Source organism: Mycobacterium sp. SMC-4, from assembly GCF_025263265.1.
Taxonomy (GTDB): domain Bacteria; phylum Actinomycetota; class Actinomycetes; order Mycobacteriales; family Mycobacteriaceae; genus Mycobacterium.
Genome location: NZ_CP079869.1, coordinates 1,212,616 through 1,225,011, shown reverse-complemented (window position 1 = coordinate 1,225,011; position 12,396 = coordinate 1,212,616). Strand labels below are relative to the sequence as shown.

Below are 12,396 nucleotides of genomic sequence, written 5' to 3'. Positions count from 1 at the left end.
GAGCGACAGCGATGACCCAACCCGAAGCGCAGTGGGCGTTCGAGACCAAGCAGGTCCACGCCGGCCAGACCCCCGACGCCGCCACCAACGCGCGGGCACTGCCGATCTACCAGACCACCAGCTACGTCTTCCGCGACACCGACCATGCGGCGGCACTGTTCGGCCTGGCCGAGCCGGGCAACATCTACACCCGGATCATGAACCCCACCACCGACGTGGTCGAGCAGCGCATCGCGGCGCTGGAGGGTGGAGTGGCCGCACTGTTCCTGGCCTCCGGGCAGGCCGCCGAGACGTTCGCGATCCTGAACCTGGCCCAAGCCGGTGATCACATCGTGTCCTCCCCGAGGTTGTACGGCGGCACCTACAACCTGTTCCACTACTCGCTGCCCAAACTCGGCATCGAGGTCAGCTTCGTCGACAACCCCGATGACCCCGATTCCTGGCGGGCTGCAGTGCAACCCAACACCAAGGCGTTCTTCGCCGAGACCATCTCCAACCCGCAGATAGACGTGCTCGACATTCCCTCGGTCGCGGGAGTGGCTCACGACGTCGGTGTCCCGCTGATCGTCGACAACACCATCGCCACGCCGTATCTGATCCAGCCCCTGAGCCACGGCGCCGACATCGTCGTGCACTCGGCCACCAAGTACCTGGGTGGCCACGGTTCGGCGATCGCCGGGGTGATCGTCGACGGCGGCACCTTCGACTGGACCAACGGCCGTTTCCCTGGGTTCACCGAACCCGATCCCAGCTACCACGGCGTGGTGTTCGCCGAACTCGGGCCGCCGGCGTTCGCGCTCAAGGCGCGCGTGCAATTGTTACGGGATCTCGGATCGGCCGCCTCACCGTTCAACGCGTTCCTGATCGCCCAGGGCCTGGAGACGCTGAGCCTGCGCATGGAACGCCATGTGGCCAACGCCGAACGGGTGGCCGGCTACCTCGAAGACCACCCCGACGTGCTGTCGGTGAACTATGCCGGGTTGCCGTCCTCGCCGTGGCATGACCTGGGAAAGAAGTTGGCGCCCAAGGGAACCGGAGCGGTGCTGGCGTTCGAGCTGGCCGGCGGCGTGGAGGCGGGCAAGGCGTTTGTCAACGCGCTGACCCTGCACAGTCACGTGGCCAACATCGGTGACGTCCGGTCGCTGGTGATCCACCCAGCATCCACCACCCACGCCCAACTGTCGCCGGAGGAGCAACTGTCCACCGGGGTCACGCCGGGACTGGTTCGCCTGGCGGTCGGCATCGAGGGGATCGAGGACATCATCACCGACCTCGAGCAGGGCTTCGCCGCGGCCAAACCTTTCAGCAGCGGCGCCGCCACCGACCCGAACACCGTGGCGTCCTTCTGAGGTCAGTGACGTGACTATCGTGGATGTGGCTACCGACGACCGCGCGACCCTTCCCCCCGAGGGCGAGATCGGCGTCGTCGACATCGGCAGACTGACCCTGGAGAACGGCGCCGTCCTCGAAGACGTGTCGATCGCGGTGCAGCGTTGGGGCAAGCTTTCGGCCAACCGGGACAACGTCGTGATGGTGCTGCACGCGCTGACCGGCGACTCGCACATCACCGGACCCGCCGGACCGGACCATCCGACCCCCGGCTGGTGGGATGGAGTTGCCGGCCCCGGCGCGCCGATCGACACCGACCGCTGGTGTGCGATCTCGACCAATGTGCTCGGCGGCTGCCGCGGGTCGACCGGTCCGAGCTCGCCGGCGCCCGACGGAAAGCCCTGGGGGTCAAGGTTTCCCGTGACGTCGATCCGCGACCAGGTCGCCGCCGATGTGGCCACCCTGCAGCGGCTGGGAATCACCGAGGTGGCCGCGGTGATCGGCGGGTCGATGGGGGGCGCCCGTGCGCTGGAGTGGATCGTCAGCCATCCGCAAGACGTACGCGCGGCACTGGTACTCGCAGTCGGTGCCCGCGCCACCGCCGACCAGATCGGTACGCAGAGCACGCAGATCGCCGCGATCACTGCCGATCCGAACTGGCTGGGCGGGGACTACCACGGCACCGGGCGCGCACCCGAACTCGGGCTGCAGATCGCCCGGCGGTTCGCCCACCTGACCTATCGGGGTGAGGCCGAGCTCGACGAACGCTTCGCCAACGACGCCCAGACCGGTGAGGACCCCGGCGCGGGCGGTCGCTACGCGGTGCAGAGCTACTTGGAGCATCAGGGGCGAAAGTTGTTGCAGCGCTTCGATGCCGGAACCTATGTCGCGCTGACCGATGCACTGTCGAGTCACGACGTGGGCCGGGGTCGCGGTGGTGTGGCCAAGGCTTTGGGCGGCTGCCCGGTCCCGACCGTCGTCGGCGGCATCACCTCCGACCGGCTCTACCCGCTGCGGTTGCAGGCCGAACTGGCCGAACTGCTGCCCGGGTGCGACGGCCTGGACGTGGTCGACTCGGAGTTCGGCCATGACGGGTTTCTGCTCGAGACCGACGCCGTGGGCAAGCTGATCCGTCGCACGCTGGAGCTGGCAGACCGGTGACCGAGCAGCGGTCGTTGTCGTTCGGCGCCCAGGCCGCGGCTTACGAGCGGGGCCGGCCGTCCTACCCTCCGGAGGCGATCGACTGGCTGTTGTCCGAGGGTGCGCGCGACGTGCTCGACCTCGGCGCCGGGACCGGCAAGCTGACCACCCGGCTGGTCGAGCGCGGCCTCGACGTGGTGGCTGTCGACCCCATCCCGGAAATGCTGGAGGTGCTGAGCTCGTCGCTGCCCGACACCCCGGCACTACTGGGCACGGCCGAGGAGATCCCGCTGCCCGACGCCAGCGTTGACGCGGTGCTGGTCGCCCAGGCCTGGCACTGGTTCGACCCGCAGCGCGCCGCCAAGGAGGTCATGCGGGTCCTGCGGCCTGGGGGTCGGCTCGGTCTGGTGTGGAACAACCGTGACGAACGGCTGGGCTGGGTCAAGGAGCTGGGACGCATCATCGGCCACGAGGTCGACCCGTTCAGCCAGAGCGCCGATCTCCCCGCCCCGTTTGCCGACATCGCGCGCCACCAGGTGGAGTGGACGAACTACCTGACCCCGCAAGCGCTGATCGACCTGGTCGCGTCGCGCAGTTACTGCATCACCTCGCCCGAACAGGTGCGCACCCGCACGCTGGAACAGGTGCGCGAGCTGCTGGCGACCCATCCGGCGCTGGCCAACGGCACCGGACTGGCGCTGCCCTACGTCACGGTGTGTATCCGCGCGACGCTGGGCTGAGCCCGCCGCGAGAGTGCTCTGGCGGTCGTGATCGCGCGAGTTTCACGACGCTGGTGTCACTTTCGCGAGGGGCCCGCCAACTCGAAGAGTTGCGTCCACTGCGCGGCAGTGAGATCTCTCGGCCGTGCGCCCTGCAGCCCATGCCGGTGCACCCAGCCCGTGACCGCGCGACGGGTCCGGCGATCACACACACCCGACAGCACCGCGGCCAGATCACGCCCCCTGCCGGTGAAGACCGCGTGCACGAAAGCCTGATAGCGGCCGCGGTCCGGGCGCGCCACCAGCGGCTCGACACGGCGTGTCATCACCATGAGCCCGCCGTCGACGGTGGGGCGCGGCCGGAACGCATCGGCGGGAACCCGGCATTCGAGACCGAACTCGATCCACGGCCACCACTGGGCAGTCATCATCGTGGCCCCACCGACTGCGGCTCGCCGGCGTGCCACCTCCCACTGCACCAGCAGCATCGACTGCGTCCACTGCGACGCATGCAGCAGCCGACGCAGCACCGCGGTCGTCAGGTGGAAGGGCAGGTTGCCGACCACGACGTGAGGATGGGCCGGTAGCCGCCAACGCAGGAAGTCGGCCTCGACGATCGCCGTCGAAGGCTTGGCCCGCGAGCGCAACCAGCGGGCATGCCGGGCATCGATCTCGACCGCGGTCAACGGACGGCCGAGGTGCTGCAGTTCGAAGGTGAGCGCACCGCGACCGGGACCGATCTCGACGATGGGACCGGACGTGGCGGCGACCAGGCCGACGATACGGTCCCTGATCGCGGGGTCGATGAGGAAGTTCTGGCCGTGCTCATGACGGCCGCCACTGTAGGTGGGCATGAACAAGCTCCGCGGGATCGGCTGGAATGGACGATCGGCGCGGCGGAGCGCTGACGAAGGAGACGGTCCGCCGCTAGCTGCGACGGATCCGGATCACTGCGATATTGGTGTCCTCCACGCGGCCAGCGTGTCAGATGGTCGGCCGCGAGTCGACCGAGTTTTGCGCGAGAGTGCTCTGGTGGTCGTGATCGCGCGAGTTTCACGACGCTGGTGTCACTTTCGCGAGGGGGTGACCTCAGCTGGTGCCGAGCGGGTCGATCGTCCACGCGATGTAGAGCATCGCCGCGCTGACCAACGCTGTGGTGAGGAAGTCGATGGTCTTGGTGCGCACCGCCAGCAGCCCGGCCCGCTCGTCGGACAGCGTCAGCCGCAGCCCTGCGGCCACCGCGACCCCGACCGCCATGACCAACGCACCGCGCCGCCAGAAGCCCGCCGCCACCAGCACGAACGCGGCCACCAGGAACAGCGCGACGACCAGGATCGGCCATTGCCCGGCGAACACCTTGCGAACGAACTCCCTGGCGGTCACAACCCGGCCAGCACCTCGGCGCGCTCGACCACGTTGGTCAGCAGGAAGGCCCTCGTCAGCGGACCGACCCCGCCCGGGTTGGGCGACACATGGCCGGCGACCTCCCACACCTCGGGTGCCACGTCACCGACGAGCTTGCCCGCCTCGTCGCGGCTGACCCCGACGTCGACGACGGCCGCCCCTGGACGCACCATCTCGGCGGTCACCATGTGCGGCACCCCCGCCGCGGCGATGATGATGTCGGCCTCCCGGGTGATCTGTGGCAGATGGCGAGTCGCTGTGTGGCACAGGGTCACCGTGGCGTTCTCCGAGCGACGGGTCAGCAACAGCCCGAGCGGCCGGCCTACCGTGACGCCACGACCGATGACCACCACGTGCGCGCCGGCGATCTCCACCTGAAAGCGGCGCAGCAGGTGCACGATCCCGCGCGGCGTGCAGGGCAGCGGCGCGGGCTCATTGAGCACCAGCCGGCCCAGATTGGTCGGGTGCAGACCGTCGGCGTCCTTGCCCGGATCGACCCGCTCCAGCGCGGCGTTCTCATCCAGCTGCTTGGGCAACGGCAGCTGCACGATGTATCCGGTGCACTCCGGGTTGGCGTTGAGCTCGTCGAGGGTGGCCTCGAGCTCGGCCTGGCTGATGTCGGCGGGCAGGTCACGGCGGATCGAGTTGATGCCGACCTTGGCGCAGTCGGAGTGCTTACCCCGCACGTAGGCCTGCGACCCCGGGTCATCACCGACCAGCACCGTGCCCAGGCCGGGCGTGTACCCAGCCTCGGCGAGTCGCGCGACGCGCTGCTTGAGGTCGACAAAGATTTCGTCCCGCGTGGCCTTACCGTCCAAAGTGATTGCACCCACGGCGTTCATTCTGACAGGGCGCATGGCAAGCTCCTGTTATGGCAGCCCCGCACGACGTGTTCGCACCGGCCAAGCTCGGGCCGTTGACGCTGCGCAACAGAATCATCAAAGCGGCGACGTTCGAGGCTTCCAGCCCCGACGCGCTGGTCACCGAGGACCTGATCACCTACCACCGGCTACCCGCCGCGGGCGGGGTCGGGATGACGACGGTGGCCTACTGCGCGGTCGCCCCCGGGGGGCGCACCGACGGCTGGCAGATCTGGATGCGCCCCGAGGCGGTGCCGGGATTGCGTCGGCTCACCGAGGCGATCCACAACGAGGGCGCGGCGATCAGCGCTCAGATCGGGCATGCCGGCCCGGTGGCCAATGCCCGCACCAACAAGGCTCCCGCGCTGGCGCCGGTCCGGTTCTTCAATCCGCTGTCGATGCGTTTCGCCCGCAAGGCCACCCGCGCCGACATCGACGAGGTGACCGAGCAACACGCCAATGCCGCCCGGCTGGCCATCGAATCGGGCTTCGACGCCGTCGAGATCCACCTCGGCCACAATTATCTGGCCAGCTCGTTTCTGTCGCCGCTGATCAATCGGCGCACCGACGAGTTCGGTGGCTCGCTGGAGAACCGCGCCAAGGTGGCCCGCGGCGTTGTGCGCGCGGTGCGCCGCGCCGTCGGCGATCGGATCGCGGTCACCGCCAAGATGAACATGTCCGACGGGGTGCGCGGTGGCATCTCGGTCGAGGAGTCCCTGCAGACCGCCAAATGGCTGGAGGACGACGGTGGGCTCGACGCCCTGGAACTGACCGCCGGTAGCTCGCTGCTCAACCCGATGTTCCTGTTCCGCGGCGGAGCGCCGGTCCGGGAGTTCTCCAAGGCCTTCAAGCCGCCGCTGTCCTGGGGAATCCGGATGACCGGCAAGAAGTTCATGCGCGAGTACCCGTATCACGAGGCATACCTGATGCGCGACGCCAAGAAATTCCGTGACGAGCTGACGATGCCGCTGATCCTGCTCGGCGGCATCACCAACCGTCAGACCATGGACAAAGCGATGGCCGAGGGATTCGATTTCGTCGCGATGGGTCGCGCACTGCTCGCCGAGCCCGACCTGCTCAACCGGATCAAGGCCGACAGCGCCGTGCAGTCGATCTGCGATCACTGCAACCTGTGCATGCCGACCATCTACAGCCACACCTACTGCGTGCGCACCGGCTCGCCGTCTCCGGTCAGCTCGGGGCGATGAGCGCCCGGGCGCAGTCCTCCACGATCTCCTCGGCACCGGCCGGCACGGTCTGACGGCTGCGCTGCTGACGACGCACCATCGCCAACGGCACGTCGATCAGCGCGGCGCCGACCCGGGTGACGTCGTCGGACAGTTCGGCGAAGGCTTTACGCTGCCTGCGCTGCAAGCGTTTCCGCCGGTTGCTCAGCGGATCGGGCCACTCGCTGAGCCCGAGCGGACCCGGACCTGTCAGAAGCACCTGGGCCTCGGCCGGGTGCCGCCGACACCACGCAAGCACCTGGTGCGCGCCGGCCACGCAGCGCTGCTGCGGATCCCCGGGTTCGGCCAGCACAGCGGCCAGTGCGGCGTGAAAGCGCTCCTCGGTGCGCAGCCACAATTCACCGCACAGCGCCGCACGCGACGGGAACCGGTGATACACCGAACCACTGGGCGCTCCACACAGCCGGGCCACCGCCGACATCGTCACCGCCGCGGCACCATCGGCGGCCAGCAGTTCAGCGGCGGCATCGAGGAGATCGTCGACGGTGTATCGGGGAGGCCTCGGCATTGCTCCACCCTAAATTAGAGGCCACTATCTAAAATGAGCGTTGACGCGGAACAGGCCCTGGCAGACCGCCCGCCGCGTCCCCGATCACCCTTCATCACAGCGACTTTGACTATTTCGACTTGATCAGGTCGGTTACCGGCGTGTTGCGGGTTCGGCGACAACTCGATAACGGTGCGGCCACAGATCAACGCGAGCGCAGGCAGCGGAGCCCGACCGGCGGGCCTACCGATAGAGTTGCCAGCGATGAGCCGACCAGCCGCCCCGACGCTGACGGTTCGGTACGACGGATCCACCCGCACCTTCGCGGCCGGCAACGACGTCGTCGTCGGCCGCGACCTGCGCGCCGACGTCCGGATCGCCCACCCGTTGATCTCGCGCGCCCACGTGGTGTTGCGCTCCGAACAGGGCCGGTGGGTTGCGATCGACAACGGCAGCCTCAACGGCATGTACCTCAACGGCCGCCGGGTGCCTGCGGCCGATATCACCGACGGCCAGCAGCTCTACCTCGGCAACCCTGACGGACCCCGACTGACCTTCGAGGTCGGACGCCATCAGGGTTCGGTGGGAACTCCCCCGACCAGTGCGATTCCGGCGGCCGGTCGCAGCGGGTCGTGGCCCGGTCAGCCCGGTCCGCCCAGCCAGCCCACCTACACCCGTCCGGCGCCGCCGCGCCCCCCGCAGACCGGAGCCGGCTACCAGCCGACCGGGCCGATCAACCCGCCGCCGAGCGTGCCACCGCGCCAGCCCCGACACAGCGCGCCGGCGCCGATCGACTCGCCGAGCCTGGAATCGGTCACGATGATGGGGCCGGCGGCGGCCCCGCGATCCGGCGACGGCAACCTCGCGACCAGCATGCTCAAGATCCTGCGGCCGGGCCGGCCCGCAGAAGCCCCGCCCGGGTCGGTCAAGATCGGCCGGGCCAGCGACAACGACATCGTCATCCCCGATGTGCTGGCCTCGCGCCACCACGCCACCCTGGTCCCGACCGTCGACGGCACCGAGATCCGGGACAACCGCAGCATCAACGGCACCTTCGTCAACGGCGCCCGGGTGGACTCAGCGATGCTCACCGAAGGCGACATCGTCACCATCGGCAACGTCGACCTGGTCTTCCGCGGCGCCATGCTGGTCCGGCGCACGGAGACCGCAGCCGACACCGCCACCGGCGGCCTGGACGTCCACGGGATCACCTGGACCATCGAGAACAACAAGACGCTGCTGGACAACATCTCGATGTCGGCGCGTCCGGGCACGTTGACGGCCATCATCGGCCCATCCGGCGCCGGCAAGTCCACGTTCGCCCGGCTGGTCGCCGGTTACACCCATCCGACCTCCGGCCAGGTCTCCTTCGAGGGTCACAACGTGCATGCCGAGTACGCATCGCTGCGTTCCCGCATCGGCATGGTGCCCCAGGACGACGTGGTGCACGGCCAGCTGACCGTCCGCCAGGCGCTGATGTACGCCGCCGAGCTGCGGCTCCCGCCCGACACCAACAGGGCCGACCGCGAACAGGTCGTCAACGAGGTGCTCGAAGAGCTCGAGATGACCAAACACCTCGACACCCGGGTCGACAAACTGTCCGGCGGCCAGCGCAAACGCGCCTCGGTGGCGCTGGAACTGCTCACCGGCCCGTCGCTGCTCATCCTCGACGAACCGACCTCCGGCCTGGACCCGGCGCTGGACCGCCAGGTCATGACGATGCTCCGCCAGCTCGCCGACGCCGGGCGAGTCGTGCTCGTCGTCACCCACTCGCTGACCTACCTCGACGTGTGCGATCAGGTGCTGCTGCTGGCCCCCGGCGGCAAAACCGCCTTCTACGGCCCACCCGAGCAGATCGGGCCCTCGATGGGGACCACCAACTGGGCCGACATCTTCAGCTCGGTGGCCGGCGACCCCGATGCGGCCCATCAGCGATACCTGGCCCACAACGGACCGCCACCTCCACAACCGGCCTCGCAGACACCGGCCGATCTGGGCAACCCGACCCGGACCAGCCTGACCCGGCAGCTGTCGACGATCGCGCGACGTCAGATCCGGCTGGTGGTGTCCGACCGCGGTTACTTCGCGTTCCTGATGATGTTGCCGTTCATCATGGGCGTGCTGTCGTTGTCGGTACCCGGCGACGTCGGATTCGGCGTGCCCGTCCCAGCCATCCAGGGCGGCGAGGCGCCCAACGAACCAGGCCAGATCCTGGTGATGCTCAACGTCGGCGCCATCTTCATGGGCACCGCGCTGACCATCCGCGCCCTGATCGGCGAACGCGCGATCTTCCGCCGAGAACAGGCCGTCGGTCTGTCGACGACGGCCTACCTGCTGGCCAAGGTTGCCGTGTTCACGGTGTTCGCGATCATCCAGTCCGCCATCGTGACCAGCATCGCGATCCTCGGCAAAGGTTTCGGCCCCGGCGCGGTGGAACGCGGCGCGGTGCTGGGCAGCCCCGGCTTCGAGCTGTTCGTCGATATCGCAGCGACGTGCGTCGCGTCGGCGATGGTCGGTCTGGCACTGTCGGCACTGGCCCGATCCGCCGAACAGATCATGCCGTTGCTGGTGGTCGCCGTGATGAGCCAGCTGGTGTTCTCCGGCGGGATGATCCCGGTCACCGACCGCATCGTGCTGGATCAGATGTCCTGGGCGACGCCGGCGCGCTGGGGCTTCGCGTCCTCGGCGTCGACGATCGACCTGATCCGGCTGGTGCCCGGACCGCTGACCCCGCAGGACCGGCACTGGGAGCACACCTCGGGGGCATGGCTGTTCGACATGGCGATGCTGGCGCTGATCAGCATCTTCTACCTGACATTCGTGCGCTGGCGAATTCGTCTGAACGCCTCGTGATCGATTCGCGCAAAGTTCTCGACATGATGTGCCATATTTCCTAGATTCGTCGGGCAAAGACTCGATGGGTTGGGGGATCATGGCGGCGGTCGACAGTGTCGATGTACGTGCGTTGGCGCTCGAGGCGGCGTTGGCCGAGCTGCAGCAGTGGGGCGTCGACCGATTCACCATCGAGGGCGTGGCACACCGAAGCCACCTCGACCCCGCGTTCCTGCGAGCGGAGTGGGACAACGAACGGCAGTTGATCCTCGACGCGTTGTCGAGCTACAGCGAGCTGACGATCACCGCACCCGATACCGGGTCGCTGCACGGCGACCTGACCGCGCTCGCGCTGTCACTGGCCGATTATCTCAACGAGCCCGTCGGACGGCGCATCGCGCGGATGCTCGTCATCGACAGCAAGTCGCAAGCCGCCGACGTGCACACCCGGGCCGCGTTCTACGCGATGCGCCGCGAGGTCGTCACGGTGATCTTCCGTCGCGCAGCCGAACGCGGCGAGCTGCGCGAAGACGTCAACCCCGGGGTTGCGCTGCAGATGCTGACCGCGCCGCTGCATAGCTACGCGCTCTACACCGATGCACAGATCGCGCACGAGTACTGCCACGTGTTGGCCGATCTCGTGGCGCGCGCCATCACCGAGGATTAGTCCAGCAGCCAGTCGTTGGGCGAGAACAGCTCGCAGTGGATCCGCTCTGCGGTGATGCCCTTTCCCAGCAGCTGAGCGCGGACCGCGTGCACGAATCCGTTTCCGCCGCACAGATACACCTGCACAGCGTCGGCGAACTGCAGGTCGGCCAGATTCATCAGACCTGCGTGCGCACCCGGGGCGCCGGCGGTGAGGCCGTCTTCGTACCACAGGTCCAGGCTCGCGTTCGGCAGCTGGGCGACCAGCTCGTGCTGGCGCTCGCGCAGCGGGTGACTCTGATCGCTGCGGTCGGCGTGCAGCACCTGCACCCGCGCGTCGGGCCTTTGAACTGCCAGGTGTTCGAGGAAGCCGACCATCGGCGTGATGCCGATACCGGCCGAGATCAGCACCAACGGTGCGGTGCCATCGGGTGCCGGCAGGTCGCCGAACGGCACCGTGACGTCGAGGATGTCACCGACACACAGGTTGGCCGCGATCCAGCTCGACACCTCCCCCGCGGGCTGCCCCCCGATGGCCCCGACCGGTTTGACCGCGAAGGTCAGTTCTGCACCACCCGCAGCGTTGACCAGGCTGTACTGGCGCAGCTGGCGGGCCCCGTCGGGCATCGTCACGCCCACCGAAACGTACTGGCCAGGGAGGAATTCCGAGAACGGTCGGCCGGGCGAGACCACCGTCACCAGCACCGCACCCGAAGGGTCGTCGACGCGCGCCACCACCTGTGCCCGGCGGTAGACGTCGCCATCGGCCACCCCGGCACCGCGATAGAGATCGCGTTCGAAGGCGATCAGCGTGTCGGCCATGATCCAGAACACCCGGTCCCATGCCGCGGCGACCTCGTCGGTGACGGTGTCGGCGCCCAGAACCGCGACGATCGCCGCAAACAGGTGCTCGTGCACGATCGGGTACTGCTCGGCGGTCACACCCAGCGACGCGTGCTTGTGACCGATGCGCGACAGCAGCTCGCCCGGGTACGCCAGGTTCGGGTCGACCAGGTGCGTGGCAAAGGTGGCGATCGATGCGGCCAGCGCCCGCTGTTGGGCCCCTTGGGCCTGGTTGCCGCGGTTGAACAGGTTGCGCAGCAGTTCCGGGTGCGCGCCGAACATCCCGCGGTAGAACTGCGTGGTGATCTCGTCGATGTGCGCCCCGATCAGCGGCAGCGTCGCGGACACCACCTCGGCGTGGGCAGGCTCCAGCTGGGCTCCAGCGGCGAGGACGGTCATCGGGGATTCCTTTCATCGGGTGGGCTGTAACTCGTGGGAAGCAACTGCAGCGCGGGCGCACGGGCCAGGTCGCCGACGGTGTAGCGGTCAAGCTCTCGATAGAAGGCCTCCTTGGCGTCGGCCAGCGCACGACGCAACCGGCAGGCGGCCACCAACGGGCACGGGTTCGCACCGCCGCATTCGATGACCTCGCGGTCACCCTCCAGGTGTCGGACCAGCCAGCCGACCGACGCGTCCCGGCCCGCCTCGGTGAGGGTCAGACCGCCGACGCGACCCCGTCGTGCCGACACCAGCCCCAATTCGACGAGCCGGGACACCGCCTTGGCGATGTGGTTCTCCGATGCATTGGCACCCGCGGCGATCGACCGGGTGGTGACCCGCTGCTCGTCGGCCTCCCCGGCCGCGAGCAGCATCATGGCCCGAAGGCCGAGGTCGGTGAACCGGGTGAGCTGCACAGCATTGACGCTAGTAATTGCGCATCTAGGATGCGA

The 12,396-nt window shown here is 68.4% G+C and carries 12 protein-coding genes; 6 read left to right on the top strand and 6 right to left on the bottom strand.

Annotated features, from left to right (window positions below; all coding sequences use genetic code 11):
* Positions 1-11 precede the first annotated feature (11 nt).
* Genes KXD98_RS05845 through KXD98_RS05835 form a run of 3 tightly spaced genes read left to right on the top strand, consistent with a single transcriptional unit; the run spans position 12 to position 3,209 of the window.
* The gene (locus KXD98_RS05845; protein ID WP_260762339.1) at positions 12-1,349 is read left to right on the top strand and encodes a bifunctional o-acetylhomoserine/o-acetylserine sulfhydrylase; all 1,338 of its coding nucleotides are present in this window, start codon (positions 12-14) and stop codon (positions 1,347-1,349) included.
* Positions 1,350-1,359: 10 nt separating this feature from the next.
* Complete coding sequence (locus KXD98_RS05840) at positions 1,360-2,490, top strand: homoserine O-acetyltransferase (protein WP_260762337.1); 1,131 nt, start codon at positions 1,360-1,362, stop codon at positions 2,488-2,490.
* Entirely contained in the window at positions 2,487-3,209 is a 723-nt protein-coding gene (locus KXD98_RS05835; RefSeq protein ID WP_260762336.1) for a class I SAM-dependent methyltransferase, read from the top strand. The genes KXD98_RS05840 and KXD98_RS05835 overlap by 4 nt, the downstream gene beginning before the upstream one ends.
* A gap of 56 nt (positions 3,210-3,265) precedes the next feature.
* Here the strand turns inward: KXD98_RS05835 and erm are convergent, their stop codons facing one another.
* The 3 genes from erm to KXD98_RS05820 all read right to left on the bottom strand — a co-directional run bounded on the left by erm (position 3,266) and on the right by KXD98_RS05820 (position 5,425).
* On the bottom strand, positions 3,266-4,042 hold the full coding sequence (gene erm / locus KXD98_RS05830) for a 23S ribosomal RNA methyltransferase Erm (protein WP_260762334.1): 777 nt from the start codon (positions 4,040-4,042) through the stop codon (positions 3,266-3,268).
* Between the two features lie 235 nt (positions 4,043-4,277).
* A complete protein-coding gene (locus KXD98_RS05825) occupies positions 4,278-4,571 on the bottom strand; it encodes a DUF3017 domain-containing protein (RefSeq protein WP_260762332.1) in 294 nt (97 codons plus the stop codon).
* Positions 4,568-5,425 (bottom strand): bifunctional methylenetetrahydrofolate dehydrogenase/methenyltetrahydrofolate cyclohydrolase, encoded by an 858-nt coding sequence (locus KXD98_RS05820; RefSeq protein WP_260762331.1) that lies wholly within the window; start codon positions 5,423-5,425, stop codon positions 4,568-4,570. The genes KXD98_RS05825 and KXD98_RS05820 overlap by 4 nt, the downstream gene beginning before the upstream one ends.
* A gap of 38 nt (positions 5,426-5,463) precedes the next feature.
* On the opposite strand from KXD98_RS05820, the gene KXD98_RS05815 reads away from it, so the two are divergent.
* Positions 5,464-6,660, top strand: coding sequence for an NADH:flavin oxidoreductase (locus tag KXD98_RS05815; RefSeq protein WP_260762329.1), 1,197 nt, complete (start codon positions 5,464-5,466; stop codon positions 6,658-6,660).
* Here KXD98_RS05815 and KXD98_RS05810 read toward each other — a convergent pair.
* Entirely contained in the window at positions 6,644-7,207 is a 564-nt protein-coding gene (locus KXD98_RS05810) for a TetR/AcrR family transcriptional regulator (RefSeq protein WP_260762328.1), read from the bottom strand. The genes KXD98_RS05815 and KXD98_RS05810 overlap by 17 nt on opposite strands.
* Before the next feature lie 243 nt (positions 7,208-7,450).
* On the opposite strand from KXD98_RS05810, the gene KXD98_RS05805 reads away from it, so the two are divergent.
* Positions 7,451-10,039 (top strand): ATP-binding cassette domain-containing protein, encoded by a 2,589-nt coding sequence (locus tag KXD98_RS05805; RefSeq protein ID WP_260762326.1) that lies wholly within the window; start codon positions 7,451-7,453, stop codon positions 10,037-10,039.
* Positions 10,040-10,067: 28 nt separating this feature from the next.
* Positions 10,068-10,685, top strand: coding sequence for a TetR-like C-terminal domain-containing protein (locus tag KXD98_RS05800; RefSeq protein WP_260762324.1), 618 nt, complete (start codon positions 10,068-10,070; stop codon positions 10,683-10,685).
* Here KXD98_RS05800 and KXD98_RS05795 read toward each other — a convergent pair.
* On the bottom strand, positions 10,682-11,905 hold the full coding sequence (locus tag KXD98_RS05795) for a globin domain-containing protein (RefSeq protein ID WP_260762322.1): 1,224 nt from the start codon (positions 11,903-11,905) through the stop codon (positions 10,682-10,684). The genes KXD98_RS05800 and KXD98_RS05795 overlap by 4 nt on opposite strands.
* On the bottom strand, positions 11,902-12,360 hold the full coding sequence (locus KXD98_RS05790) for an Rrf2 family transcriptional regulator (protein ID WP_260762320.1): 459 nt from the start codon (positions 12,358-12,360) through the stop codon (positions 11,902-11,904). Before KXD98_RS05790 ends, KXD98_RS05795 begins: the two co-directional genes overlap by 4 nt.
* Between the last annotated feature and the right edge of the window lie 36 nt (positions 12,361-12,396).